The organism is Dyella sp. 2YAF14 (assembly GCF_052114725.1).
Lineage (GTDB): Bacteria > Pseudomonadota > Gammaproteobacteria > Xanthomonadales > Rhodanobacteraceae > Dyella.
Window position 1 is genome coordinate 25785 of the sequence record NZ_JBFRFH010000014.1, and the last position, 25062, is coordinate 50846.

Genomic DNA, 25062 nt, shown 5'->3' on the forward strand with positions numbered 1-25062 from the left:
GTCTTGCGTCCTCTTTCCAGCGCAGTCGCGCTCGCCCTGCTTGCCAGCCTGTCGCTCAGCCTGCCCGCGCGTGCCGCCGATACCGATACGACGGCAGCCAGCACACCGGCGGACGCTTCGCCGTCCAAGCCCAGCGCCAATGCCTTGAGGGCACCGAAGGAACTGGAAGAAGTGGAAGTGCAGGGCTCTTCTGCGACCTCGGCCATCACCCAGGCGCCGACCCAGGCCGACCTCAACATCACCCAGCCGCAGTCGGTGATTGGGCTGGACTGGATCAGCAACCATGTGGCGCCCACGGCCGACTACGCCACGATCGCGGCGATCGCGCCGGGCGTGACCAATGTGAGCACGGCCGGCCCCGGCTTGGGCGAATCCAAGCAGATGACGCTGCGTGGCTTCAATGACAACTCCTTCAACGTCACCTACGACGGCATTCCGTTTGGCGACACCAACGACTTCAGCCATCACACCAGCAGCTACTTCCCGGCCAAGATGATCGGCCAGGTTCTCATTGATCGCGGCCCCGGCAGCGCCAGCACGATTGGCGAGGCGACGTTCGGCGGCACCGTGGCGCTGAGCTCGAAGGACCCGACCGATTCGTTCTCGTTCATTCCCACGCAAAGCTTCGGCAGCTACGACACCTCGCTGACCCATCTGGAGCTCAACACGGGCAAGCTCGACGATCTCGGTGGCGGCAAGCTGATCGCCAGCGCGCAGTACATCAGCACTGATACCGCCAAGACCGACGGCGACACCTCGCGCAAGACGGGCTATATCAAATATGTGCAGCCGATCGGCAGCAACACTGAGATCACCTTCCTCAGCAACTACAACTACATCCGCTTCAACAACCCGAACCTCAGCTCGCTGACGTTGCAGCAGATCGACCAGTTGGGCCGCAATTTCGGCCTCAACAACGATCCCACCAGCACCAATTGCGCCTGCTACAACTTCCAGACCAAGCAGACCGACCTGGAATACCTGGGCATCCACAGCCTGCTGTCGGACACCTGGTCGGTGGACAACAAGGTCTATACCTACGCCTACGACAACACCAGCCACGAGAGCCCCTACGTGGGCACCAAGGCATCGCCGACCAACATGGGCGGCTACGTGAAGATCAACAACTACCGCGCCTGGGGCGATGTGTTCCAGCTGGTGCACGCCGACGACCACGGCCAGTTCCGCACCGGCGGCTGGTACGAGTACACCAACAACGAGCGCAGCAGCATCGCCATCGACTACGGCCGCGACGGCGCCATCGATGTGAAGCCGGGCGCGTCGACGTTTGGCACGTTCAACAGCAAGGGCGTGTACAGCGGGCCGTACAAGTACACCATGAAGGACCAGCTGCACACCGGCCAGCTTTACGCCGAGTACGAGTGGTACGCGTACGACGGCCTGAGCATCACGCCGGGCGTGAAGTACTTCAACGTGAGCCGCGACATCGAGGCGCCGATCAACCAGACCAGCAAGACGCCGCTGTACTACAGCCAGAGCTGGGACAAGACGCTGGGTTACCTCACCGCCAACTATCTGTTGCGCGATGACTGGAGCATCTACGCCACCGCAGCGCAGGGCATGCTCACGCCCAACCTCAACGAGTTCTACGTGCCCAATCCGGCGCTCGACAACACCAAGCCCGAGCAGACGATGAACTACCAGTTCGGCACGGTCTACAAGACTGAGCGCTTCAATGCCGACGCCGATGTGTACTTCATCAACTTCAAGAACTACCAGTTCTCCACCACCGTGCCCGGTACCACCGATGCGGTCTACTACCTGGCCAAGGGCGCGTACATCAAGGGTATCGAAGGCGAGCTCACCTATTACGTAGGTTCGGGCACCAGCGTGTTTGCCAACGGTTCGCTGCAGGACGCGACGTTCAAGGGCTCCAAGCTCGATATCCCCAATGTGCCGGACCGCACGGCCGCGCTGGGCGTGATGTATGAGAACGACGGCTTCTTCGCCTCGCTGTACGACAAGTATTCCGGCAGCCAGAAGGCGTACAACTCCAGCTTCAATCCGGACGTGGCCTCCTCGGTGACCTCGACCATCGGCACCGGTGGCTACTGGCAGGCGGCGATGAGCGTGGGCTACGGCCAGAACCTCACCGGTTCGTGGATCAAGAGTTACAAGGTGCGCCTGCAGGTGGACAACTTGTTTGATGCGCACAACCTGGTGATCAACTCGGTGAGCGGCAACGTGGGGTCGTACTACGTGCTGCCGGGGCGCAGCTGGTTCGCCTCCGTGTCGCTGGCGCTGTGACGGGGGAGTTCACGATGAAGTTCAAGCACACCCTCCTTGCCCTGCTGTTGATCGCACCGTCCCTGTCCGCTGCCAAGGACACGCATGCCGACGTCTACCTGAGCACCGCCCAAGTCGACGCGGTGATGTCCGCTCTGCCCCCGCCGAGCGCGCCGGGCAGCGCGGAAGACCAGGCCGATCGCGATGCCACCGATCGCGCCTTCGCCGCGCGCTCTTCCTCTGATTTCGCCCAGGCGAAGCAGGAAGAGAAATTCAACGCATTCGACTTTGCCCCGGTGATCGGCGCGGATTTTCGTGCAGACAAGCTCCCTCACGTGGCCGCGCTGTTCAAGGAAGCCGAACACGAGACCAAGGAAGCCGTCGACCTCTCCAAGAACCACTGGAAGCGCGTGCGCCCCTGTCCGCCGGCGTCGGACTGCGCGATGCATCCCGAAGCGTTGGCGAAGAAGAGCTTCGGCTATCCCAGCGGTCATGCCAGCCGCGCCACGGTGGACGCCATCCTGCTCGCGCAACTGTTTCCGCAGGATGCCGATGCGTTGATGCAGCACGCCCGCGACATCGGCTGGCGCCGCGTGGTGAAGGGCGTGCACACGCTGCAGGACATCTACGCGGGCCGCGAATTCGGCCAGGCACTCGCCACCGACATGCTCGCTTCGCCTGCCTTGCAGCACGATCTCGCGGCCGCCCGCGAGGAATTGCGTGCGGCTGGCCTGGTGCCCACCGCTTCCAAGGCCCCCTAGTACCTGTCCGCGGGCTCCGCATGGCTCGCGGGCAGGTGCGATTGCCCAGGGATGGGCAGCTTTTCCCGGGACGGTAACAAAACGGAAAGACAATCGAACGCTGACCCGGCGGGCCCCATGGCCCGCCGTTCTCGTAGCCGAGGCATGCGATGCACATCATCCTGGTGGAAGACGATCTGGAATTGGGCGCGGCGATTCAGCGCGCACTTGAACGCCTGTCGTACGCGGTGACCTGGATCACCGATGGCGCGCAGGCCATCGGGGCGATGCAGGACCAGACGGCCGACCTGGTGCTGCTCGATCTGGGCCTGCCCGGCAAGGACGGCCTGGACATCCTCACCGAGGCACGCCGCAACGACATACGCACGCCTGTGCTCATCCTCACCGCGCGCGATGCCGTGCAGGCGCGCGTGCATGGCCTCGATGCCGGTGCGGACGACTACCTCACCAAGCCATTCCATCTCGATGAACTGGGCGCGCGCATCCGTTCGCTCACGCGCCGCATGCAAGGCCTGGCCGCCAATCGCATCGAAGCCGGCGCGCTGTGCCTGGATCTGGCCACCCTGGAAGTCACCTTCCGCGGCGACAGGGTGGATCTGACCCGCCGCGAAATGTCGCTGCTGCAGACCTTGATGGAACGCAGCGGCCGCGTCGTCCGCCGCGACACGCTGGAGAGTTCGCTCTACGGCAGCGAGCGCCAGGTGACCGACGGCGCGCTCGATGTGCTCGTGCATTCGCTGCGCCGCAAGCTGAGCTTCGACACGATCCAGAACGTGCGCGCATTTGGCTACATGATTCCGCGGGACCCGCGGTGAAGCCCACCAGCCTGCGTGGTCGCCTGCGCTGGATGATCATCGCGCTGTTGCTGCTGTTCCTGTTGCCGCTGGCGTTCTACAGCTTTCGCCGCACCAGCTCCGAAATGGCCGTGCTGTCCGATGCCCGCCTGGCCGAGGCGGCGCACACCATCGCCACGCTGATCCAGCAAGCCGGCGTCCAGACCTTTGCTGGCCATGAGGGCCTGCTGGTTCCCGTGCAGAAGAAAAGCGTGCTGGCTGCGCAGGGCGAAGTAGCCACGCACGAGTCGGAAGTGGGATTCCAGGTGTTCGACCGGCAAGGCAGGCTGGTGCTGGGCACGATCAACCTGATGACCTTGCCGGCCACCCCGGATGATCGCTCGGCCTACCACGACCTGAAAAAGCAGCACCACGTGTGGCGCGTGTTCAACTACGTCGATCCGAACAGCGCTTATGTGATCCGCGTCGCCGACCGTTACGACAGTCGCGAAGACATCGTGCACACGCTGTGGCTCGATCACGGCCTGCCCTTCCTGTTCGGGCTGCCCGTGCTGGCGCTGCTGGTCGGTTGGGCGGTGGGTCGCGGACTGCGTCCACTGGCCAGCCTCACCACGGCCTTGTCCGAGCGCGAGCCCGGCAGCCGCGCACGCATCGTGTTGCCTGACGCACCGCGCGAACTTCGTCCGGTGCTCAACGCCCTCAACGAGCAGCTCGACCGCCAGGAAGACGCGCTGGAACGCGAGCGCCGCTTCAGCGCCGACGTGGCGCATGAGCTGCGCACACCGCTGGCCTCGATCCAGCTCAACCTGGAAAGCGCCATGGAGACCGTCGATCCCGACGAGATCCAGGACAGTCTCGCCGGCGCCCACGGCAGCGTCGTCACGCTAGGCCGCCGCATCGAACAGCTGCTTGCGCTGGCCAAGCTGGAGGCGGGTGCGGCATCCAGCCCGTTCGAGGCAGTGGACCTGGTCGACCTTGCCGGTGGGGTGGTCCAGGAACTCACGCCCGGCCTGCAGCGCCGTGGCGTTGAATTGGGTTTCGTGCTGCATGACAGCCGCGTGGTCGTGCAAGGCTATGCGCCCGCCCTGGTGGCCTTGCTGCGTAATCTGCTGGAGAACTCGCTGCGCTATGTACCCGCCGGCGGTCGCATCCAGCTTGCGGTAGTGCAGAACCAGCAGGAAGCCACGCTGGAAGTCATCGACAACGGGCCCGGCATCCCGCTCGAGCGACGCCATGCCGTGTTCGCCCGCTTCCATCGCGAAGCCGGCAGCCGCGGCGAAGGCTATGGCCTGGGCCTTTCCATCGTGGCCCGGGCCGCCAGCCTGCACCGCGCCACCATCGAATTGCTCGACTCGCCGTTTGGCCGCGGGTTGCGCGTGCGGGTTTCCATTCCTTTGCTGTGTCCTTGAGCAGCGCGCCAAACGCGCTGTAAGAGCCCGACTAAGCGACCACTAAGCGTGGCTTGACGAATTTCTAGCGATAAGCACAACGGCAGGCAACCGAATCGTGGGCGCCATCGGAATCGCAGGATATTTCAGTAGTCATTAAGCCCCGCAGCCCGAGCATCGACTCCAGTTCAACGGAGGTGTGCCATGAAGAAGTTCGCACTTGCTCAACGCGTAGTGCTTGGCCTGGCGGTGGCGTCCACCGCGATGGTGCCGATGGCTGCATCCGCGCGCGATGGCTGGGGGCACGACAACGGCTATCGCGGGGGCCACGATCGAGGCAACTGGAACCATGATCGAGGCGGCTGGGGCCGCGATCGCGGCGACTGGCATCACGATCGCGGATACCACGGCGGTCACGGCAATGCCGGCAACTGGATCGCGGGCGCCATTGTCGCCGCGACGGTAGCCGGCATCGTGACGCAGGCGGTGGCGCCTGCCCCGACGTACTATCAACCCGCGCCGACGTATTACCAGCAGGCGCCCGTGGTTTACCGCCAGCCTGCCACCGTGGTGTATGAGCAGCCGCAGGAAGGGCAGGTCATCTATGAGCAGCCCAGCGACGGCTACCAGCAGGGCTATCAGCAGGGCTACCAGGACGGGTATTGAGCCCTGAGCTCACGCAGCGACGTTCGAAGAGAGCCCGGCACCCGCCGGGCTCTCTTGCTTTGGCCAGGGCGAACGATACGGCCGATCAGCGCGCGTGACTCTTCTCAAGCAGATCCGCCAGCACGTCGGCGATATCGTGCTGCCGAAACGGCTTGGACAGGCGCGGCAGCTCGGCGACGGTGTCGTCGTTGAGCGACGCGAAGCCGGTAATCATCAACACTGGCAGCGCCGGTCGCAGTTGCACGGCTTCGCTCGCCATCTGCGTGCCGGACATGCCGGGCATCGCATAATCGGTCACCAGCACGGCCACATCGAGGCCTGCACGCAACAGCGCCAGTGCCTCATGGCCGGACGACGCCTGCCGCACCACGTAGCCTGCATCGCTCAGCATGTCGGCCGTGCCGGAACGCACCAGTTCCTCGTCATCGACGAGCAGGACGTGCGCACCCTGTCCGCGGCGCAGCAGCGATGTCACCGCGGGTGGCGCCGCCTGCTCGTCCACGCCCTGGGTGGATGCGGGCAGCCACAAGGTGGCTGTGGTTCCGCGTCCCGGCGTGCTGGCGAGCGCGAAGTCGCCACCCGATTGGGCGGCCAGGCCATGCACCATCGACAGGCCAAGGCCGGTGCCCTGCCCCTTCGCCTTGGTGGTGAAGAACGGCTCGACGGCGCGCTTGAGCGTGTCCTCATCCATGCCTGCGCCCGTATCGGACACTGAGACGCGGATATAGCGCCCCTCGGCGAGCTTCGCGTGCTGCACGACGTGGTCCAGGTCGACGCTGACGGTGAGCGCGCCACCATCGACCATGGCATCGCGCGCATTCACAGCAAGATTCAACAGCGCCAGCTCGAACTGGTTGGGATCCATGATGGCCAACGGCAGCCCGGCCACGCATTCGATCTTCAACAGCACCTGCGGCCCCAGCGAACGGACCAGCAGATCCTCCATGCCGTTCACCAGCTGGCGCAGATTGACCGGTCGCGCCTGCAGATGTTGTCGACGCGCAAACGCCAGCAGGCGCTGCACCAGGGTGCGCGCGCGCTCGGCGGCCTGCAGCCCCGCGCCGGTGAGGCGGCGGGTGCGTTCGTCGTCCTCATGGATGTGCGCCACCATGTCCAACGCACCCACGATGGGCGTGAGCAGATTGTTGAAGTCGTGCGCCACGCCGCCGGTGAGCTGGCCGATGGTTTCCAGTTTCTGCATCTCGTGCACATGCGCCAGCGCCGCTTCGCGTTGGGCCACCGCCTGCGCCACGCGCTCGGCGAGTTCGCGATTGAGCAGCAGCAGTTCGTCTTCGGCACGCTTGCGGGCGCTGACGTCCTTGAACAGCACGGCCACCTGGCGGCGCTCGGGCGGCTCGATGCGGAAGGCGGCGAGTTCGAGGTAGCGGCCGGTCGCCTCCAGCTCGCGCTCGAAGCGCACGGCTTCGCCAGTGAGCAGCACACGGCGATAGATCTCCACCCATGCCCCGGCCTCATCGGGCACCATGTCGCGCACCTTTTTGCCGACGATGTTGGGAATGCCCGTGTTCACGCTGTATGCGGGGTTGGCCTCAATGTGCACGTAGTCGCTCAACGGTCCATGTGGTCCGTCCAGGAACTCGATGACGCAGAAGCCTTCGTCGATCTCGTTGAACAGTGTCTGGTACTTCGCTTCGCTCAGCGCGAGTTTCTGTTCCGCGCGACGGCGCTCTTCCAGATCGATGAGCACGCCAGGAAACGAAGCGGCCTTGCCGTCGCCACCCTGGTCGACGCGACCATTGGCTTCGACCCAGTAGTAGTTGCCGTCGGCACGGCGCACGCGATATTGGTGCGCATACGGACCGCCGTGCTCGATCGCCTCGGCAATCGCCCGTTCCAGGCGCGGCCGGTCGTCGGGATGGACGGTGGCGAGGACCTGCGCAAGGCTCAGCCCGACGCGCCCCAGTGCAGGATCAAGTCCAAAACTGACCGCGAACTTTTCGTCGACGGTGAGGCGATCATGCGGCAGATCCCACATCCAGGTGCCGATGATCGCGCCAGCCGACAGCGCCAACTGCACGCGGTCGGCATCCTGTCGCTGGCGGGCTTCGGACTCGCGCAACAAGGTCTCGGCGCGTGCGCGTTCGGAGGCCGACCAGGTGCGCTCTGCAACCGAGCGCGCAAACTGCGCATCGTCATCATTCCAGTGGCGCGAAGCCGGATAGGTGACGTGAAAGGCGCCCACGGCGATGTGGTTGCGCGATACGGGAATGTCGAGCCGACAAGGATCGGCCGCCATGTCATCGCCACCCAAGTCTGCGTAACTGACGGCTTCCACCGGCAATTCGCGTTGCAGCAATTCAACTGCCACGGCTTTGGCGCCGTCCGCATCGGCGATCTGGCGCAAGGAGTCTTCCAGCTGCAGCAAGGATGCCTGCCGCCGCGCGCTCACTACCCGGCCGGTGGTCTCCGAGACGATGCACAACACGCCGCCGACCGAGCCGTCCGCTTCGGGCACCGCGGAATAGGAGACATCGAAGTACACCGTTTCACCGTAACCGTGGCGTTCGATATAGAACGGGCGATCGTTCGCCGTGAAGGTACGGCCGGTCGTGCGCACGCCTGTCAGCAAAGGCTCGAGATCGTCCCAAAGCTCCGCCCAGTTTTCCGCACCTGGGCGACCCAATGCGCGCGGGTGCTTGTCGCCGATAGTGGGCGCATACGCATCGTTGTAGAGCGCGACGAACTGCGGCCCCCAGAACAACACGATCTGCGCCTGCGCTGCCAGCAGCATGCCGACCGTGGTGCGCAGGCTCGGGGACCAGGTGTTGGACAAACCCAGCGGCGATTGCGACCAGTCAAGATCCCGCATGGCGGCCCCCAAGCTGCCTGGGCTTGAGGGAGCAAATTCCATCTGCGTGCTGCCGACAACGGGTTCGGGCATAGGACACTTCACTCGGGCCTGTAGTAGAAGAACTGGCGTGCCGCGGCGGGCTTGGAACTTAGTGAAGCCCCATGGCCGCCACCGAGCTCAGGGTTTGCCCAGTCTCATATCGCGTGGAGCGTGTAGGCGCTGACAAAAAAGCCCATTGCTCTACGCAACACCTGCCGCTCACGGCAGGCTGATGATGGCCTTGAGGCCACCCCCTTCCCGGTTGCACAACCGCAGCTGACCGCCGATCGAAGCGATGAGCTGTGCGGCAATGGCCAACCCCAGCCCCGCGCCGCCGGTGTCACGATTGCGTGACGATTCCAGGCGATAGAACGGCTGCAGCACCTGCTCCAATTCGTGCTCGGGAATGCCGGGGCCGTGATCGGCAATGATGACGCTGAATCCACCCGATCCGTCGTCCTGCACCGCGACCTCCGCCGCACCGCCGTACTTGATCGCGTTATCGATCAGGTTGGCCAGCACGCGACGCAAGGCCTGCGGGCGAACGGTGGCGGTGGCAGCCACCTGACCGGTCATCGATACCGGCCGCCCCACATCCTGATAGTCGAACACCAGACTCTCGACGAAGGCGCCCAGGTCCATTCGTACCGGTGTTTCCGAGCCGCCGTGCGCACTGCGCGCATAGGCCACGCCTTCGCGCACCAGATGCTCGAGCTCCTTCAGATCCTCGACAATGCGCTGCTGTTCTGGCGACTCGTCCAACGCTTCCACGCGCAAACGCATGCGGGTGATCGGCGTCTGCAGGTCGTGCGAGATGGCAGCGAGGATGTGCAGGCGCTCTTGCAGATGGCGCGCAATGCGGTCCTGCATGGTGTTGAACGCCTTGGCCGCACGCGCCACTTCGACCGGTCCTTCCTGCGACATGCGCGGGCCGTCAGCGGTGGGCGTCATGGCATCGGCGGCGGCCGCAAGCGTGCTCAGCGGACGCGTGGCAAACCGTACCGCCAGCCACGTGCAGATCAACAGCAGGATCACCTGCAGGATGAAAACGAACGGCAGCCAGCTGGCGACCGGCTTCATGTAAGGCGTGATTTGCAGCGTCAGCGGCGAGCCGTCGTGCAGGGTGAAGTGGACCTGATACCGTTCAGGCGCCGTCGAAATGGTATTGCCGTATACGCGGAAGTCGGGCCCGACCTCCTTGGCGATCATGCTGGTCACGTACGCGGAGCGCTGGTTGGAGAGATGATTGCCGGGCTCGCCTGGACCGAGGATGTAGAAGTAGTTGTCGCGCTCCAGGCGGTTGAGCCAGCGCGGGCGCTCCGCCGCCGGCAGCCGGTCGATCACCGCCACCGAGGTGCCCACGTCGTGTTCCAACGTGTTGAACATCACCGCGGTCGCGCTCTGCATCCGCTCCATATAGAGCAGCGCGAACGACAGGCCCTGCGCCAGCATCAAGCCCGCGAAGATGATCAGGTAGAGCCGCGACGCCATGCTGCGCGGCAGCCAGCGACGCGGCTCGATAACGGTTGCGGCGTTCATGGTTCCTGACCGTTGAGGATCACCGGCATCGAGAACACATAGCCCTCGCTGCGCACGGTCTTGATATAGGTCTGGTCGCGGGCGCCGTCCTGCAGACGTTGGCGCAGGCGGCTCACCAGCAGATCGATCGAACGATCGAACAGCTCCGCGTCCCTGCCCTGGGTGAGGTTGAGCAGCTGGTCGCGCGACAACACGCGTTGCGGATGATCGAGAAACACGCGCAGCAGGCGAAATTCCGCGCCGCTCAGCGACACCACCGTGCCGTCCTCATCAAGCAGATGGCGCGCCGTGGTATCCAGGCGCCAACGTCCGAACGCAATGCTGTCGCTGCTCTCGGTCACGCGCAGGTTGGGTGGCAGCATGCGCGTGCGGCGTATCACCGCCTTGATGCGCGCCAGTAGCTCACGCGGCGAGAATGGCTTGGTGACGTAATCGTCCGCACCCATTTCCAGACCGATGATGCGATCGGTCTCGTCGTCACGCGCCGTGAGCAGCACCACCGGCACATGCTTGTGCTTGCCGCCGCGCAGGGTGCGGCACAGCACCAGGCCATCGTCGCCGGGCATCATGATGTCGAGCACGACCAGGTCGAACGCCGAGGTATCCAGCTGCGCGAACATCTCGCGGCCGTCGGCGGCGCCGGTGGCGCGCAAGCCGTTCTTGCGCAGGTAATCCACGATGCCGGTGCGGATGCCGTGGTCGTCATCGACGACCAGGACCTGGTCGATGTGTTCCATGCTGTCTCCCATGATCTGATGCCGTATCGCCTGCCTTACGCCTTGCCGAGCAGCTGGCGGATACGTTCCTCGGTACGATCGTAGTCGCCTTCGCCCACGTGGCGATAGACCACGTGGCCCTCGCGGTCGATCAGATAGATCGCCGGCCAGTAGCGATTGCCCCAGGCGTTCCAGATCCGGTAGTCGTTGTCCATCGCCACCGGATATTTGATGTCGAGCGCGCCGATGGCGTCCTTGAGTGCGTGGGCATCGCGCTCCTCGTCGTACTCGGGGGTATGCACGCCGACCACCACCAGGCCGTCAACCGCGTAACGGTCGTAGAGCGCCTTGGTATGCGGCAGCACATGCACGCAGTTGATGCATTCACGCGTCCAGAACTCCACCAGCACCACCTTGCCGCGCAGCGACTGCATGGTCAGCGGCGGCGAGTTGAACCATTGATTGGCGCCGGCAAAATCGGGGGCCACCGCCTGGGTGGTGGGGGTCTGTGCATTGGCGATGCTCGACGCACCGGGCCAGGCGGCGACCAGGGCTGCGCCGAAAGCCGCGGCAGCAAGGGCATAACGCAGAAGTTTCATGGATGGGGTTCTCCTCAGGACATCAGGGACGGCGCACGCGCCAGGGTGATGTGTATGAGAACAGCCCGGTTTGTATCGGGGATGTCGTGCGCACCGGCTTTTTGTATCGCTTTGTATCTGCCCTGCCAGCCCGCATGGGGCCTGGCGGGCGCCGGTTTGTATCCGAATGTATCGGCGGGGCGCCGTTACACATTTCGATGCTGTTCGACCAGGAGCGCGACACATCGCGGATACGCGGCGACGGTTTCATGGCCACACCGGCTGATCGACAGCCAAGCCAACCAAACCAAGCCAAGGAAAACCTCCCATGTCAGACCGCACCGTTCTCTACACCGGCAAGACCACCACCACCGGCGGCCGCGATGGCCAGTCGCACAGCAGCGACGGCCAGCTCGACATCAAGTTGTCGCCCCCGGGTTCCGGCAAGGCCGGCACGAATCCGGAGCAGCTGTTTGGCGCAGGCTGGTCGGCCTGCTTCATCGGCGCCATGGGTCTTGCCGCTCGCGCCAACAAGATCGCCCTGCCGGCAGACACCCGCGTGTCCACTGAAGTGGACCTGGTGCAGGGCAGCGACGGTTATGCGCTGCAGGCGCGTCTCAACGTGTCCCTGCCGGGCGTCGACCGCGACGTCACGCAGCAGCTGATCGACGCCGCCCACCAGACCTGCCCGTACTCCAAGGCGACGCGCGGAAACATCGACGTCGTGATCACGCTCGTCTGAGCCATCCCAGCCATCGAACCCAAGGAAATCCTCCGATGAATCGCACACGTGCCACGCTCGCCGCCACCTTCGCCCTCAGCCTCGCCGCATTCGCCGCGAGCGGCCACGCCGAAGACGCCAAGAAGCCGATGGAAAAGTGCTACGGCGTCGCCCTTGCCGGCAAGAACGATTGCGCAGCCGGTCCCGGCACCAGCTGCGCCGGCACCTCCAAGGCGGACTTTCAGGGCAATGCCTGGGTACTGGTCGACAAAGGCACCTGCACCACCATCAAGACGCCCAAAGGGCATGGCACGCTCGAGGCCAAGTCGTGATCAGTACGCAGATCGTCGCGCAGTCGCCGAGGACGCTGACCGCCCGACGCCACTCGTCTCTGCTGCCCGACGCACTGCTCTTGCTGGTGGCGCGTCTGGGCATTGCGGCGGTGTTCTTCCAGTCGGGACGCACGAAGGTCGAAGGTTTCCTCTCGATCAAGCCCTCGACGTACGACTTGTTCGCATCGGAATACCGCCTGCCGCTGATTCCATCCGACTGGGCCGCCCGCCTGGCGACGGGTGCGGAACATCTGTTCCCGCTGCTGCTGGTGCTGGGTTTGTCCACGCGGATCTCCGCACTGGCGCTGCTGGGCATGACCACGGTGATCGAGATTTTCGTATACCCGGACGCATGGCCGACGCATCTGAGCTGGGCGGCGCTGCTGCTGCCGCTGGCCGTGCGCGGTGGTGGCACGTGGTCGCTCGACCAGCTCTTGCGCCAGCGCCGCACGCCGCACTGAACACGACGACCTCAACCACGACTTTTCATCCCTGATTACCGAAAGGACACACCCATGCGTACCCTGCTGAGCCTCACCATCGCCTTGATGGCATCGATGGGCCCTGCCCTCGCCGACGAGGCGCCCAAAGCCGCACCCACGCCGACCTCCGTCCCCGTTGGCGTCAAGAACATCGTGATCGTGCCCGGCGCCTTCGTCGACGGCTCCGGCTGGCGCGTCGTGCACGACATCCTGATCCACAAGGGCTACCACGTCACCGTCGAGCAGCCGCGCATCGAAACGCTGGCCGACGATATCGACCTGACCCGCGAGCTGATCCGCCAACAGGACGGTCCCGTTGTTCTGGTCGGCCACAGCTATGGCGGCGCCGTCATCACCATGGCCGGCAATCGCGACAAGGTGAAGGCCCTGGTCTATGTGGCCGGCGTGCAGCCGAGCGAAGGCGAGAGCCTGAGCCAGTTGGTCGGCTCGATGCCGTCGCCGAGCAACGACATCGTCGCCACTCGGGATGGCCACCTGTATGTGGAGCCGTCGAAATTCGCTGCCGATTTCGCCGCCGACCTCACCCCAAACCGCACCAACTTCTTCGCCGTGTCGCAGGCACAGGCCACCTCAGCCGCGTTCAACGCCACGGTGTCTGCGGCCGCGTGGCACAGCAAGCCCAGCTGGGCCGTGCTCACCACCGAAGACCATGCACTCAGCCCCGACCTGCAGCGCTGGATGTACCAGCGTGCCGGCTCCAAGGTCACCGAAATCAAGGCCAGCCACCTCGTCTACATCTCGCAGCCCGAAGCGGTGGCGAAGGTGATCGAGGAAGCCGCCACCAGTGTGCATTGAGCACATCCCGTCCCGTCCCATCGAACTTCATCCATCAAGGAATCTGAGCATGACTACCGCCTCCATCAAGCGCACCAGCTTCGCCTCCGCCGCCGCGCTCGTCGCCCTCGCCGTCGCCTCGATCGCCTCGCCCGTGCGTGCGGCCGATCAGTCCGGCGCCAAAGAAGAGCCCGTGCGTTGCTACGGCGTCAACACCTGCAAGGGCACCAGCCTGTGCGCCACCGCCAAGAACGATTGCAAGGGCCTCAACACCTGCAAGGGCCAGGGCGTCGTTGTGAAGACCAAGAGCGCCTGCGTCGCCGAAGGCGGCACGCTTACCGAACCGAAGTAAGTCGCTTGCGGGGCTCTGCATGGTGCAAGCCCCGCTTTCTCCTCTTAAGGACCCTGCCATGTTCATGCCACCTCCAAGCTTTGCTGGTTTCGGCCTCGGCCTGCGCAAGGAGCATTACCGCGACTTTCTCGAGACCAAGGTGCCGGTCGATTTCGTCGAGGTGATCTCCGAGAACTTCATGGTGGATGGCGGCCAGCCGCGTCACATCCTGCGCCAGGTGCGCGAGCGTCATCCGGTGGCCTTGCATGGTGTGTCGATGTCGATTGGTTCGGCCGACGGTCTCGACCATGATTACCTGCGCCGACTGCGTGCGCTCGTCGACGAGATCCAGCCACTGTTCGTGTCCGATCACCTGAGCTGGTCACGCGTGGCGGGCTTCAACTCCCACGACCTGCTGCCGCTTCCGTATACCAACGAAGCGCTCGATCTGGTCTGCCGACATATCGACATGGCTCAGGAGGCACTGGGGTGCTCGATGCTGTTCGAGAACCCCTCCAGTTACGTGGCCTTTGCCGAGAGCGACATGACCGAGTGGGAGTTCCTTGCGGCGATGTCGCGTCGCACCGGCTGCGGGCTGCTGCTGGACGTGAACAATGTCTATGTGAGCTCGCGCAACCACGGCCTTGATCCGTACGCCTTCCTGCGCGGCCTGCCTGCCGAGCGCGTGCGCCAGATCCATCTGGCAGGCCACACCGAAGTCACTGATCTGCTGATCGACACGCACGACCAACCCGTATGCGACGACGTGTGGTCGCTCTATGCCGAGGCCATGTCGCTGCTCGGACCAGTCGCCAGCATGATCGAGCGCGACGATGCCATTCCGCCCCTGGCCGAACTGCTGGACGAACTGGCGATCGCACGTTGCATCAGCGAGCGCGCCCGGGACCTGCGGGAGGCCGCATGACGCTCGCAGAGCTGCAGCGCGATTTTCGCGACTGGCTGACCCGGGCTTCGCCCGACGCCGCGCGGCGCGTCGATCCCCGCGCGGGGATGGGCATGACGGTCTACCAGAACAATTACCGCGCCCAGCTGGTGAGCGTGCTGGAAGCGAGCTATCCGCTGCTGCACGCCTGGCTGGGTTCGACGCTGTTTCTTGAAGCGGCCATCCGCCATATCGACAGCCGACCGCCGCATGGCTGGACGCTCGATGCGTATGGCGCTGATTTCGACGACACGCTGCGCGGCATGCTGCCGGACAATCCCGACGTGCACGAGCTCGCGTGGATCGAATGGTCCTTGTCCGAGTCCTTCGTGGCGCCGGATGCAACGCCGCTGTGCAGCGATCAGCTGGCCGACGTCGATTGGGATACGGCACGCCTCCAACTCGCGCCGAGCCTGCGCCAGCGATCGGTGACGACGAATGCGCCGGACCTGTGGTCTACGTTGCAACAGGCCGCCGAAGTACCGGAAAGCGAAATGCTCGCGGTGCCTGGCGGAGTTGTGACGTGGCGGCAGGGTTATACCTGCCAGCTGAAGCAGATCGACGCGGTGGAACACGACGCCCTGCTCTTGCTGCGCGACGATCCACGTTTCAGCGCGCTCTGCGATGCCCTGGTGGCGCGCCTCGGCGAAGACGCAGGCATCGCCCGGGCCGGCGAACTGCTGGCCAGCTGGATCGCGGCGGGCATCGTCACCGGCGTCAGCTGAAAAGCGGACGGCGGCAGCGCGAGCCATAGTGGCGCACGACAGTCGGTTTCTGGCATATCTTAGGGCGCGCGCCATTGCCGGCGCGGATAAGCTGATCGTGGTTCTTCCTCCAAGGAGCTGCCCGATGCCCGCCGTATTTCGTCACTTCGCGATCAACGCCGACGATGTGGGACGCGCCAGGGGTTTCTACGAGCGCGTGTTTGGCTGGTCGTTCACGCCCTGGGGGCCGCCCGGCTTCTACCAGATCAAAAACGCCGGACAAGGACTGCTCGGCGCACTGCAGGAACGGCGCGACATCGTTCCCGGCGTACGCATGGCGGGCTACGAAGCGAGTTTCGGCGTGGCGGATCTGAAGGCCACCATCGCCGCCATCGAAGCCAGCGGCGGCAAGATCCTGATGCAGCCCTACCGCATCGACGGCGTCGGCGAGCTGATCTATTTCGAAGACACGGAAGGCAACTTTGTCGGCGCGATGCAATACGAGCCGGGCGTGTTCGATTGAATGACGAGGGCGAGAACCAGGACGTCCGCACGCTCGCGCTGAGCTTTCACGCGGGCACGTTGCTGGCCGAGCACCAGCATCGCTGGGGCCAGCTGGTGTTCGCAGCCTCTGGCGTCATGCAGGTCATCACCGATACGGCGGCGTGGTTTATCCCCGGCACGCGGGCCATCTGGCTGCCAGCCGGCATCAGGCACAGCATCAGGATGCAGGGTGAAGTCAGCCTGCGCACGCTCTACATCCGTCCCTCGCGCGCGACGCCCTTGCCAGGCCAGCCCGCCGTGCTTGAAGTCGTGCCGCTGCTGCGCGAGTTGATCCTGCATGTCGTTGGGATCGGCATGCTCACGCCGGAGCAGCCGCAACACGATCGCCTGGCGGGCCTGCTGGTTGACCTGCTGTGCCAGGCGCGTAGCGAAGACCTGATGTTGCCCCTGCCGCAGAGCAGACGCGCAGCGAAGTTGGCAGAGATACTTCTTTGTGCGCCTGGCGATGAGCGCGACCTGCCAGCGCTGTCCAACGAGGCAGGCGCCAGCTTGCGCACCCTGCAACGACTGTTTCCACAGGAGACCGGACTGACCATCGAAGCCTGGCGACAAAAGGCTCGCATGATCCACGCCGTCACGATGCTCTCCACCGGCGCCAGCGTGGCGCAAACCGCGCTCGATTGCGGCTATCTCAGCCTCGCTGCATTCAGCAGCGCGTTCCGCAGGCAGTTTGGCGCATCACCGGGGCGTTATCGATTGCGGCAACGTCGGTGATGCGCCATGGACAGCCCTGAGGCGACTGAAGCTGGATCGACTAGTGGCTCATCAAGATGTCGGCGATCACGCCGGAGGTAACTGCTACCAACAGGAATTCGCCATTGTCGCTACGAACCCAGTGGTAGCCGCGTGGCGGCTCGCGCAGATGCTCCGAGCGCCAGTCCGAAACCACGTAGCGGTCGTCGCGATACTCGCGCGGAACGGCGCCGCCCTTCTTGTACCAGCCTTCTTTCGCACCACGGTCATGCATCACGGCATTTTCCTGATGATGCTCATCGCCGGGGGGATGCTCGTGCTCCTGGGCCATCACTGCGTTGGAGAGGAGAAGCGCGGCGGCCATCGCTGCGGCTAGTGTCGTTTTCATGAGTTGCGTCCTTATTCAATGTCACATTTTCTTGCGAATCGAAGTGTCTTGCGCCAACGGCAGAGTCGCCGCGCAACACACTTACTTTCATCAAGTCACGAACGTGTGACATTGGTGTAGCGCCTACCGCTGCCATTCATCGGCGAGACCGGCCTGATGCATCCTGCAGTTGGGATGCTCGCGAACCCACGAGGACGCACAGGGTCCGTTTGGATCATCAGTCAATGCGCACTTCTCCGCGTGATGACCACGCCCAGGCAGCACAACGGATGCACGACCGCGCAGGTGGCCGGCCCGCTCGCGACGTCATCACGCAGACGGCGTCGCTTCATCGGCGTCGTGCGCAAGCGGCGCCAGGAAATCCGCCACCGGCTCAAGCACGAGTTCCGGCAGGCTTTCAGCAATGCAATCCCGCAGTCGCTGCCACGCTTGCGGATCGACCGACGCGCGCGCCAACCCTTCGGCCTTGGCTTCCGCCGATGGCCATTGCGTATAGCTGTACCAAAGTCGATCCGGTCCCCGGTGCAGGCGCGAACCCAGCGAGCCACGTTCGCTACGCAGCAACTGGGTGATCCTCGACCAGGCTTCGACGAAGGTCGCTTCGGAGCCGGGATGCAAGCGCCAGCGGTAGATGGCGCAAAACGGAGGTGCGGCACTGCTCATGGCGTTCCTTTCGGCAACCGGGGTTGGGATGGTCAACGAGCCGAGGCAAACGTTCCGATGGACGGGCCGGGCCTGCGCACCTGACGTTACCGCGCCCCTTGCCGCGCTGACAAACCCCCAATGAGCTCCAAACCCAACGTCAAGCGGCCGAGCCCCGCCTCCGGCGCTTTGTGTCATGATTTCCCGGTGGCAGGAGTAACGTGACTGCAGGACGCAACGGACGTTCCAACCGTCATGAACTCCGTCGGGACCAGGTCGGCAGATCTGCGTTCCGGCAAGGGAGCCGAGCGTGCTGCTGCGGATCAACCTGATACTGCTCGTCGCCTTCGCGCTCGGCATGATCGCGATCTCCCTGGTGGTGACCTCCACCCTGCAGCAAAACGCGACGCGCGAAGTGCTGGCGCAGGCCGGCCTGATGATGGACAGCGCGGCGGCGATCCGCTACTACACCGAAACCGAGATCGTCCCACTGCTGGACGACAAGATGGCCAGCGCGTTTCGCCCGCAGAGCGTGCCGTTCTATGCGGCGACGCAGAACTTCCTCACGCTGCACAAAACACACCCCGACTACGCCTATAAGGAAGCCACGCTCAATCCGACCAATCCACGCGATCGCGCGACGGACTGGGAGGCCGACATCGTGCAGCGCTTCCGCAACGACAGCAGCGCCCGGGAGATGAGCGGGACACGCGATACCCCGATGGGGCGGACGCTTTACCTGGCGCGCCCGATCCGTGTCGATGCCGGCTGCCTGGGTTGCCACAGCCTGCCCTCGGCAGCGCCCGCAACCATGCTCGCGCGCTACGGCAGCGACAACGGCTTTGGCTGGCAAGCGAACGAAGTGGTCGGCGCGCAGATCGTCTCGGTGCCATTCGCCAGCGCCGAAGCCAGCGCCGGGCGCGTTCGTCGCGACGTGCTCAGTGCCATCGCCGCGATGCTGGTCATCGTGCTCATGGTCGTCAATGCGTCGCTCTACGTGCTGGTGATCCGCCCGGTGCGGCGCATCGCGCGAATAGCCGACCAGGTGAGCCTGGGCGATGACTCAGCTCCCGATTTTCCGAGCGGCGGCGGTTCTGAAGTGGCCGCGTTGTCGGCGGCCTTCAACCGCATGCGCAAGAGCCTGGACAAGGCAATGAAACTGCTGGGCCGCTGACCATGGCACACGACGTGTTCGTCAGCTATTCGCAGCCGGATCGACAAGTGGCGTTCGCGCTGGTGCAGCGCCTGGAGGCGCGCGGCATGCGCGTATGGATCGCACCGCGCGACATCTCCCCAGCAGCAGACTGGGCCGCCGAAATCATCGATGCGATCACCAGTGCACGACTGATGTTGCTGATCTTCTCCGCCAGCAGCAACGATTCGGGTCAGGTGCGGCGCGAGGTCGAGCGGGCCGTGCACAAGCAATTGCCGATCCTTCCGTTTCGGCTGGAGAACGTACTGCCATCCAAGAGCCTGGAGTACTTCCTCAGCACCCAGCACTGGATGGATGCCTTCCCGCCACCGCTAGAGCCGCATATCGATCGTCTATGCGATTACCTCGACAACGCGCTCGGCAGAGTCGACACCATCGACTCCATCACCGAACAGCAGCCAGGTCGGAACACTGCGCATACGGGCACCACGCATCCAACCGCCAGCGTCGACGCGGCGCATCTGCGCCTGCTTGAAATGGAACTGGCCAGGCACATCGGCCCCGTGGCCGGACATCTGGTACGTCGGGCCACGCTGGGCGGCTGCGATCTGGAGACGCTCGCCCGACGCCTCGCACCAGAGATCGATGGCGAGGTCGAACGTCGGCGCTTTCTTGAAGCGTGCTGGCGAATTGGCAAGGGACACTAGAAGGCGCGTCGATCGTGCATGGGTGCCCTCCATGCCGATTCGCCCTCACGAAACAGCACTCATCACCGAAGACAGTACGTGCCATCCGCTCGCGTCATGCGCCATCACCGCCGTATACCAGCCGGCGCAAAGGGGACCGCAGTAGTAGCTATAGGCCACGTCGTAATTGCCATCCTGACGACGAACCGGAAGGCCGACGGCAAAGCGTATGGCCATGGAACCGTTCGCCGCCCCCTGTGTCCAGGTGCTTCCCGGAAAGGCTTCGATATGGTCCTTCCGGAGGTCGGCGAGGTTTTCTGGTGGCAGGTCCACTTGCCCTCCGGTGTCCGGGGAGGGAATGCTCACGAAATAACGCGTCTTCGGCGCAGCAGTGTTCCTGGGACGATCCGCATTCACCTGATATCGCAGGATGACTTCCGCCAACTGCTTCAAGTCAGGCGCGGGATGTTTCCTGGCCAGCGCCAATGCATCCGTCTTCTGACGGATGCTGGCCACCAGTGAATGGAGATCTTCCTTGGCAACGCAATCCGTCGCGGGCGGCGCTTCAAGGCATGCAAGAGCGGTGGACTCGTTGACTCGCGCCACGAAGTGCTTCGTGGTCTGGGAATCGAGCGACGCGTCGATCTGGATCACCCACTCGCGAGCCGCCGGGTCAAAATTAATGCCCGGCACGGCAAAGTCATGGCTACCCGTCACGCGGCCCGCCAGCATCACCGCGATGTTGCTGGCGGCCTGGCCATCGATCAGCGGTTCGGGCTTTGCGTCGGCCGCCAGCACCAACGGGCTCGCCAGCCATCCGATCAAGAAGCCGACGAATATCCCTAAGCGATCATGCAACGTCATGATCCATCCTCCCATGGTGACAACCGCCCGGCTTCGGCATGGCCTCGGGGTCCACTCGAGACAAAACGAAGCTCTCGACGTCAGGAAACGGAAATTGAGCGCTGGATGCGATCGCTATCTCCAAGTGCTCTTCGGTCTGAGGGTCTTCAAACTCCAACTGATCCACCGTCACCGTACGCATGGCATTCCTTAACGCTCAAATGGGCATGAACTTTCTTCCCGACCTAGACCACGTCTCGCTCGCATTCTTGGCTCTGTGGAAATGTCCGTTTCGGGTCGGAAGCGGACATTAGCCCAGTGGCACGAGGGATGTGTCATCCCCATCCGAGCAGTCAAATTGCATCTCAAAGCTCGGCCCGCGCTTGGTCGGTTCCCAGCCAGCGGCCATCGCCCCTCGAATCGCCTTTGCAACAAGTCCTGGGGTAACCACGCCTGAGGGAACGCCAAGGTAGTTATCAGACCTAGGGGCTGACAGCGTCACATGCAACGTGCTCCCACCACCATCAGTTAGCTCAGCTGCAAAGCTTAGCCCTGTCCAGGCATTTGACTGGCTATAGGTCCCTTTACGGCGGACGAGCCATTTGTAGTTGAACTCGTCAACGATGATGTTGCGCGAACCTGCTGACGATATAGCCATACCCCACCTCACGTCGGTCCAATGCTGCTACAGCGACCACGTCCGCTACGGTCCGGAATCAGACATTAGCAGTAACAATCTCGCCCACGCTCTTAATATCCTTCTGCGGTAATGCTCAATAGTTGTCCGCCCACGGCTCTATCGTGGTCAAACCTGATCCTCACCGAGCTTCCGCGCAGACCTGTCCCGTAGGGAACCTCTATATCGATGCGGCGAAGTTGATAGATATGCTTGGCTTGGAAGGCGGACGAGAGACACGTAAGTGCGCGCATCGGATTGTGGTCCGCGAACTCGACGTTTCGATGATTCATCAGGGATTTGCAGACAGCTTCATCCTTACGCTAGAGCTGTTTGATGCGCGCCATCGTTTGATTCGATCAAGCACCCCGTATTCGTGTGCATAAGGCACAGAACTATTCTGGTGAATTGAGATGCATCAGGTACTTCACAGTGCTTGCGCGCTCACCTAGCTCTCCGGAGTTTCCACACGAGTCAACTAGGCTCTCGCCGTCAAAAGTCTGCACGAAGAGTAAATACTGCTTCCCTTTCTCCATGTTGAATCTGGAAGACGTGTTGTCGGAGGTTATTTCGACCTCTGACAGTTTCTCGCCCTTAAAAGTGTTGACTATATTCACCCGGTAAACCGTCTTGCCAACTATGTCGGGTGCGTCTTCCGACATAACATCTTTACTGCCCAAGACCTTGCCAATGATCACTTCGCTGCTCCTTGCAGCCTCCTGATCGACCGTTGGATGACCCCTCGTACATAAGGCCCAACTCGTCGAACTAAGACACGTAAGAAACGTCAAGAAACCGATTTTGAGCGAGAAGCCCGCGTCCATTATTGAAGTCCTGTAGGGCAGGTGGAGCCATCTTTCAAATTCAGAACTACGTCACGGATACCCAAGTCCTTAGGGATCCCCTGGATCTCAAGAATCAAGATCGGGGTCCCGGCATTGGCTGCTGTTTCGCGATCAATCAGGTACTGCTCGAAAGCCGCTGTCGACTTGTAGCCGCTCCTTCCGAGGCCTCCGAGACCCACTGACGCTTCGAGGTCCGCTTTGGATCGAAAGCGCCCCCCGGTTGGTCACGTATCGTTTCAGACGCCAGGGCGCCTCGTCACTTGGCGACCAACAGCGCCTTTACCGCGCGTTCCAAAGCGATGTCCCTGCCTCGCTTGATACTTTCCACGGTAGGCGAAACTTCGATGTCCGGGCGCAGGCCCTCCCCCTCGAACACGGTCCCATCAGGCGCACGATCATTGCGCGTGCAAACGCGCGCGCTGCCGCCACCGGGTAGTTGGAAGAACAATGGCTGCCCGGTGCTTCCCGCCGTGGTCTCACCCACCGTTATGCCCCGGTGCATGGATTTGAACATCGCCACGAAATCCTCCGCTGCGGAAAAGGTATGTGCGCTGGTCAGCACCGCAACCGGCACATCGATGTGGTGGACCGGGTCGACGGGTGCCTGGAACGCAGGAAGGTCCGTCCAGCCGGGCAGCGCGCCACGCGCGCGGTCGGCGGCGCGATAACTGCGGGTGCGGATTAGGGGGCCGCGGATCGGTTCCTTGGCCAGCACCTGCAGCAGGTCCACGGGCGTGCTGCCGCCGCCATTGGCGCGGACATCGATCACCAGCCCCTTGGCCACCTTGATACTGGGCAGGTTCGCCAGCAACGTCTTGGTGCCTTCCGTGTCCTCGAACTCGTTGATGGTGAGCACGGCGATACCGTCCGGCCTTTGCTGAAACGAAGCGCGTTCTCGCTTGAACGCCGCCCAGTCCGCTAGCGCAAGTCGCGTCAGGCTCCGCGCCTCTAGTTTGCCCGCGGCCGTCTTCACGCTCACATGGATCTGGCTGCCTGCGTGCCCGCTGAGCAAGGCGTAGTCGAACGTACGAACCTGCAAGTCCTGTAGCGTGGACGAGCTCTGGTAAGGCGCAATCTGTCGCTCCGCATAGCGTCGGATGTCTTCCCCGTCGATCGTCAGCAACACGTCACCTACCCGCCACCGCTGCGTGAGCAATGCCGGGTCATCCACGTTCGTCACCACGACCGCGCTCTCTACCAGCTGGGTGTGCAACCCAGGCTTGCCGTAGAAGGCGTCCTGAAGGGCCTCAGGGGGATACACGTTGGTGTGGCCGTCCTTGAGCATGGCGGCGAACCGCATCAGCGTGCGGTAATACTCCTCGGTGGTTGAGGTGGCACGCACCTTGGGCAGGAAGTCCAGATAGGCCTGGTTCCAGTCCAGGCCCGGTTGCCGATCGAAGAAGGCAAAGTTGAAGCGCGTCTCCGACCACACCACGGACAGCCCCGCCACCTTTGCGTCATCGTTCAGATCCGGTACCGCTGGCAGCCCCTGTCCAGGCTCGCGCGCCCACAGATGCTCCTGGTTGCGGGCCGCTTCGACCAGTTGCACGAAGCGAGGGTCTCCATGGAGTGACGAGAGATCCGTATCGGTGGCCAAATGCTCCGCGGACCCACTACCACCCTTGGCCTCCCAGGCCATCAAGGCATCTATCGCCAGCTCCTTGCGACCCGCCAGAGCCTCGAAGCATGCCAGGTCGTACATGGCAAGATTCCAGCGCTCATCCATGCCCTCCGAACCGGCCTTGAGAAATGGCTCCAGGATGGCAGCGGCCTCGGCGTATTGCTTAGCTTTGTAGAGTTTGAACGCTTCGGTGTAGCGTGCGGGAAGATTGCCCAGGGACGGGGATAGATCTTCTGCCACAGCCGTAAAAGTGGCTATACAAAACACGAAAGAAAGAGCCTGAATGCACCTGATTGTCCATGCCTTGTGCCCGCCCAATCTCGCAAAGCGCTTGTCCGCGTCGACACCGGTCACCTGCCAGGCGGGATCGCTTTTTGCGGGAGCGACCTTCTTCAGATGGGCGATGTAACCAACAAAGCTCGCACCGAAGAGTGCCATGGCGATGACGGCAATGATGATGACTTTCAAACCTTCAGGCTGCATTGATCCCCCTGCTCCCTGGATAGATCTGCTTCCACGCGATGACTACGACCGTCCGCTCCGGGTCGGAAGCCGGCAGCTCACGTCGCACCTTCGCCCACCGGTACCACCTGCCCTTGCTTGAGGACGACGCCGTAGCTTGCGAGGGCGATGGCAACCTTGAGATCGAATGGGAAATCCTGTCACGGCATCCATGGGTGCACAATTAGATCGATCAGCCTAGAAGTGCCAGCTGGCGCACATAACGCCGGGGTTGGCTTTCCGTGCCCCCTGGATCCTTTCCCGCCTCGCCATGGGAGCTGCTTCCCGGCGGGCCACTTTTTCACCCGACCGCCCTCTTCAACGCTCCGACGCTTTTTCTTTCGCCGGAGCGGACAAGTAGAGCGCAGTGACGGCCGCTATGCCGAAGGCAACCGCGAGTATCACCTTGGGCCAGCTCGTGGACTCGTCGGCAGCACCGACTGTCAGCGCGTGGAAATCCGTGGCCGTGAGGCCGCAGTACAGACACGCGCCGGTGAACATCAGGGCGAGCGCTTTCAGGAGCAATTGCCTGGCCATGCCAAACTCCTTCGTGTGCGTGCGATGGTGGTTTCAGCGAGAGCGGAGCGGTCGGTGACTCATGG

Annotated in this window: 26 protein-coding genes; 16 read left to right on the forward strand and 10 right to left on the reverse strand. The window is 63.5% G+C overall.

The window, feature by feature from the left end:
- Nucleotides 1-3 precede the first annotated feature (3 nt).
- The 5 genes from AB4Y82_RS17085 to AB4Y82_RS17105 all read left to right on the forward strand — a co-directional run bounded on the left by AB4Y82_RS17085 (nt 4) and on the right by AB4Y82_RS17105 (nt 5856).
- Nucleotides 4-2268, forward strand: a complete 2265-nt coding sequence (locus tag AB4Y82_RS17085; RefSeq protein ID WP_441611518.1) for a TonB-dependent receptor — start codon at nt 4-6, stop codon at nt 2266-2268.
- Between the two features lie 14 nt (nt 2269-2282).
- Complete coding sequence (locus tag AB4Y82_RS17090) at nt 2283-3008, forward strand: phosphatase PAP2 family protein (protein WP_441604880.1); 726 nt, start codon at nt 2283-2285, stop codon at nt 3006-3008.
- 149 nt (nt 3009-3157) lie between these two features.
- Entirely contained in the window at nt 3158-3823 is a 666-nt protein-coding gene (locus AB4Y82_RS17095; RefSeq protein WP_441604881.1) for a response regulator, read from the forward strand.
- The gene (locus AB4Y82_RS17100) at nt 3820-5211 is read left to right on the forward strand and encodes an ATP-binding protein (RefSeq protein ID WP_441604882.1); all 1392 of its coding nucleotides are present in this window, start codon (nt 3820-3822) and stop codon (nt 5209-5211) included. The genes AB4Y82_RS17095 and AB4Y82_RS17100 overlap by 4 nt, the downstream gene beginning before the upstream one ends.
- A 183-nt stretch (nt 5212-5394) precedes the next feature.
- Entirely contained in the window at nt 5395-5856 is a 462-nt protein-coding gene (locus tag AB4Y82_RS17105; RefSeq protein WP_441604883.1) for a hypothetical protein, read from the forward strand.
- Between the two features lie 85 nt (nt 5857-5941).
- Here the strand turns inward: AB4Y82_RS17105 and AB4Y82_RS17110 are convergent, their stop codons facing one another.
- The 4 genes from AB4Y82_RS17110 to AB4Y82_RS17125 all read right to left on the reverse strand — a co-directional run bounded on the left by AB4Y82_RS17110 (nt 5942) and on the right by AB4Y82_RS17125 (nt 11561).
- Entirely contained in the window at nt 5942-8686 is a 2745-nt protein-coding gene (locus tag AB4Y82_RS17110) for an ATP-binding protein (RefSeq protein WP_441611520.1), read from the reverse strand.
- A 240-nt stretch (nt 8687-8926) separates the two neighbouring features.
- Nucleotides 8927-10246 (reverse strand): HAMP domain-containing sensor histidine kinase, encoded by a 1320-nt coding sequence (locus AB4Y82_RS17115; RefSeq protein WP_441604885.1) that lies wholly within the window; start codon nt 10244-10246, stop codon nt 8927-8929.
- On the reverse strand, nt 10243-10983 hold the full coding sequence (locus tag AB4Y82_RS17120; protein ID WP_441611522.1) for a response regulator: 741 nt from the start codon (nt 10981-10983) through the stop codon (nt 10243-10245). Before AB4Y82_RS17120 ends, AB4Y82_RS17115 begins: the two co-directional genes overlap by 4 nt.
- A 35-nt stretch (nt 10984-11018) precedes the next feature.
- On the reverse strand, nt 11019-11561 hold the full coding sequence (locus AB4Y82_RS17125; RefSeq protein ID WP_441604887.1) for a redoxin domain-containing protein: 543 nt from the start codon (nt 11559-11561) through the stop codon (nt 11019-11021).
- Between the two features lie 307 nt (nt 11562-11868).
- Here AB4Y82_RS17125 and AB4Y82_RS17130 point away from each other — a divergent pair, with 307 nt between their 5' ends.
- The 9 genes from AB4Y82_RS17130 (at nt 11869) to AB4Y82_RS17170 (ending at nt 17126) form a co-directional block, all read left to right on the forward strand.
- Nucleotides 11869-12282, forward strand: coding sequence for an organic hydroperoxide resistance protein (locus tag AB4Y82_RS17130; RefSeq protein WP_441604888.1), 414 nt, complete (start codon nt 11869-11871; stop codon nt 12280-12282).
- Nucleotides 12283-12317: 35 nt separating this feature from the next.
- Nucleotides 12318-12593: a BufA1 family periplasmic bufferin-type metallophore gene (locus tag AB4Y82_RS17135; protein ID WP_441604889.1), complete on the forward strand. Its 276-nt coding sequence runs from the start codon at nt 12318-12320 to the stop codon at nt 12591-12593.
- Nucleotides 12590-13054, forward strand: a complete 465-nt coding sequence (locus AB4Y82_RS17140) for a DoxX family protein (protein ID WP_441611524.1) — start codon at nt 12590-12592, stop codon at nt 13052-13054. Before AB4Y82_RS17135 ends, AB4Y82_RS17140 begins: the two co-directional genes overlap by 4 nt.
- 54 nt (nt 13055-13108) lie before the next feature.
- Nucleotides 13109-13891 carry an alpha/beta fold hydrolase gene (locus tag AB4Y82_RS17145; RefSeq protein WP_441604893.1) on the forward strand — a complete coding sequence of 261 codons (783 nt, stop codon included), beginning with the start codon at nt 13109-13111 and terminating at the stop codon, nt 13889-13891.
- Nucleotides 13892-13940: 49 nt separating this feature from the next.
- A complete protein-coding gene (bufA2, locus tag AB4Y82_RS17150) occupies nt 13941-14222 on the forward strand; it encodes a BufA2 family periplasmic bufferin-type metallophore (protein ID WP_441604894.1) in 282 nt (93 codons plus the stop codon).
- A 58-nt stretch (nt 14223-14280) separates the two neighbouring features.
- Nucleotides 14281-15126, forward strand: a complete 846-nt coding sequence (bufB, locus tag AB4Y82_RS17155; RefSeq protein ID WP_441604895.1) for an MNIO family bufferin maturase — start codon at nt 14281-14283, stop codon at nt 15124-15126.
- On the forward strand, nt 15123-15869 hold the full coding sequence (locus AB4Y82_RS17160; RefSeq protein ID WP_441604896.1) for an HvfC/BufC family peptide modification chaperone: 747 nt from the start codon (nt 15123-15125) through the stop codon (nt 15867-15869). Before bufB ends, AB4Y82_RS17160 begins: the two co-directional genes overlap by 4 nt.
- Nucleotides 15870-15993: 124 nt before the next feature.
- Nucleotides 15994-16371: a VOC family protein gene (locus tag AB4Y82_RS17165; protein WP_441604897.1), complete on the forward strand. Its 378-nt coding sequence runs from the start codon at nt 15994-15996 to the stop codon at nt 16369-16371.
- A complete protein-coding gene (locus AB4Y82_RS17170; protein ID WP_441604898.1) occupies nt 16368-17126 on the forward strand; it encodes an AraC family transcriptional regulator in 759 nt (252 codons plus the stop codon). Before AB4Y82_RS17165 ends, AB4Y82_RS17170 begins: the two co-directional genes overlap by 4 nt.
- 40 nt (nt 17127-17166) lie before the next feature.
- On the opposite strand, the gene AB4Y82_RS17175 is transcribed toward AB4Y82_RS17170, so the two are convergent.
- Nucleotides 17167-17493, reverse strand: coding sequence for an RcnB family protein (locus AB4Y82_RS17175; RefSeq protein ID WP_441604899.1), 327 nt, complete (start codon nt 17491-17493; stop codon nt 17167-17169).
- A 309-nt stretch (nt 17494-17802) separates the two neighbouring features.
- Nucleotides 17803-18156, reverse strand: a complete 354-nt coding sequence (locus AB4Y82_RS17180) for an antibiotic biosynthesis monooxygenase family protein (protein WP_441604900.1) — start codon at nt 18154-18156, stop codon at nt 17803-17805.
- 289 nt (nt 18157-18445) lie between these two features.
- Between AB4Y82_RS17180 and AB4Y82_RS17185 the strand changes: the two genes are divergently transcribed.
- On the forward strand, nt 18446-19309 hold the full coding sequence (locus AB4Y82_RS17185; protein WP_441604901.1) for a c-type heme family protein: 864 nt from the start codon (nt 18446-18448) through the stop codon (nt 19307-19309).
- 2 nt (nt 19310-19311) lie between these two features.
- Nucleotides 19312-19995, forward strand: coding sequence for a toll/interleukin-1 receptor domain-containing protein (locus tag AB4Y82_RS17190; RefSeq protein ID WP_441604902.1), 684 nt, complete (start codon nt 19312-19314; stop codon nt 19993-19995).
- 45 nt (nt 19996-20040) lie between these two features.
- Here AB4Y82_RS17190 and AB4Y82_RS17195 read toward each other — a convergent pair whose 3' ends face one another.
- From AB4Y82_RS17195 to AB4Y82_RS17210, 4 genes are all read right to left on the reverse strand, one after another.
- Complete coding sequence (locus tag AB4Y82_RS17195) at nt 20041-20838, reverse strand: hypothetical protein (RefSeq protein ID WP_441611526.1); 798 nt, start codon at nt 20836-20838, stop codon at nt 20041-20043.
- A 1050-nt stretch (nt 20839-21888) separates the two neighbouring features.
- Nucleotides 21889-22191: a hypothetical protein gene (locus AB4Y82_RS17200; RefSeq protein WP_441604904.1), complete on the reverse strand. Its 303-nt coding sequence runs from the start codon at nt 22189-22191 to the stop codon at nt 21889-21891.
- 403 nt (nt 22192-22594) lie between these two features.
- Nucleotides 22595-24442 (reverse strand): S41 family peptidase, encoded by a 1848-nt coding sequence (locus AB4Y82_RS17205; RefSeq protein ID WP_441604905.1) that lies wholly within the window; start codon nt 24440-24442, stop codon nt 22595-22597.
- 336 nt (nt 24443-24778) lie between these two features.
- Nucleotides 24779-24997 carry a hypothetical protein gene (locus AB4Y82_RS17210; protein ID WP_441604906.1) on the reverse strand — a complete coding sequence of 73 codons (219 nt, stop codon included), beginning with the start codon at nt 24995-24997 and terminating at the stop codon, nt 24779-24781.
- Nucleotides 24998-25062: the final 65 nt, after the last annotated feature.

What these genes read in the sequence shown, in the direction of transcription:
- AB4Y82_RS17090 (WP_441604880.1), top strand. Translation starts at nt 2,283, where the DNA reads ATGAAGTTCAAGCACACCCTCCTTGCCCTGCTGTTGATCGCACCGTCC.
- AB4Y82_RS17160 (WP_441604896.1), top strand. Translation starts at nt 15,123, where the DNA reads ATGACGCTCGCAGAGCTGCAGCGCGATTTTCGCGACTGGCTGACCCGG.
- AB4Y82_RS17130 (WP_441604888.1), top strand. Translation starts at nt 11,869, where the DNA reads ATGTCAGACCGCACCGTTCTCTACACCGGCAAGACCACCACCACCGGC.
- AB4Y82_RS17110 (WP_441611520.1), bottom strand. Translation starts at nt 8,686, where the DNA reads ATGCGGGATCTTGACTGGTCGCAATCGCCGCTGGGTTTGTCCAACACC.
- AB4Y82_RS17165 (WP_441604897.1), top strand. Translation starts at nt 15,994, where the DNA reads ATGCCCGCCGTATTTCGTCACTTCGCGATCAACGCCGACGATGTGGGA.
- AB4Y82_RS17205 (WP_441604905.1), bottom strand. Translation starts at nt 24,442, where the DNA reads ATGCAGCCTGAAGGTTTGAAAGTCATCATCATTGCCGTCATCGCCATG.
- AB4Y82_RS17175 (WP_441604899.1), bottom strand. Translation starts at nt 17,493, where the DNA reads ATGAAAACGACACTAGCCGCAGCGATGGCCGCCGCGCTTCTCCTCTCC.
- AB4Y82_RS17195 (WP_441611526.1), bottom strand. Translation starts at nt 20,838, where the DNA reads ATGACGTTGCATGATCGCTTAGGGATATTCGTCGGCTTCTTGATCGGA.
- AB4Y82_RS17115 (WP_441604885.1), bottom strand. Translation starts at nt 10,246, where the DNA reads ATGAACGCCGCAACCGTTATCGAGCCGCGTCGCTGGCTGCCGCGCAGC.
- AB4Y82_RS17145 (WP_441604893.1), top strand. Translation starts at nt 13,109, where the DNA reads ATGCGTACCCTGCTGAGCCTCACCATCGCCTTGATGGCATCGATGGGC.
- AB4Y82_RS17210 (WP_441604906.1), bottom strand. Translation starts at nt 24,997, where the DNA reads ATGGCCAGGCAATTGCTCCTGAAAGCGCTCGCCCTGATGTTCACCGGC.
- AB4Y82_RS17125 (WP_441604887.1), bottom strand. Translation starts at nt 11,561, where the DNA reads ATGAAACTTCTGCGTTATGCCCTTGCTGCCGCGGCTTTCGGCGCAGCC.
- bufA2 (WP_441604894.1), top strand. Translation starts at nt 13,941, where the DNA reads ATGACTACCGCCTCCATCAAGCGCACCAGCTTCGCCTCCGCCGCCGCG.
- AB4Y82_RS17190 (WP_441604902.1), top strand. Translation starts at nt 19,312, where the DNA reads ATGGCACACGACGTGTTCGTCAGCTATTCGCAGCCGGATCGACAAGTG.
- AB4Y82_RS17095 (WP_441604881.1), top strand. Translation starts at nt 3,158, where the DNA reads ATGCACATCATCCTGGTGGAAGACGATCTGGAATTGGGCGCGGCGATT.
- AB4Y82_RS17180 (WP_441604900.1), bottom strand. Translation starts at nt 18,156, where the DNA reads ATGAGCAGTGCCGCACCTCCGTTTTGCGCCATCTACCGCTGGCGCTTG.
- AB4Y82_RS17105 (WP_441604883.1), top strand. Translation starts at nt 5,395, where the DNA reads ATGAAGAAGTTCGCACTTGCTCAACGCGTAGTGCTTGGCCTGGCGGTG.
- AB4Y82_RS17120 (WP_441611522.1), bottom strand. Translation starts at nt 10,983, where the DNA reads ATGGAACACATCGACCAGGTCCTGGTCGTCGATGACGACCACGGCATC.
- AB4Y82_RS17135 (WP_441604889.1), top strand. Translation starts at nt 12,318, where the DNA reads ATGAATCGCACACGTGCCACGCTCGCCGCCACCTTCGCCCTCAGCCTC.
- bufB (WP_441604895.1), top strand. Translation starts at nt 14,281, where the DNA reads ATGTTCATGCCACCTCCAAGCTTTGCTGGTTTCGGCCTCGGCCTGCGC.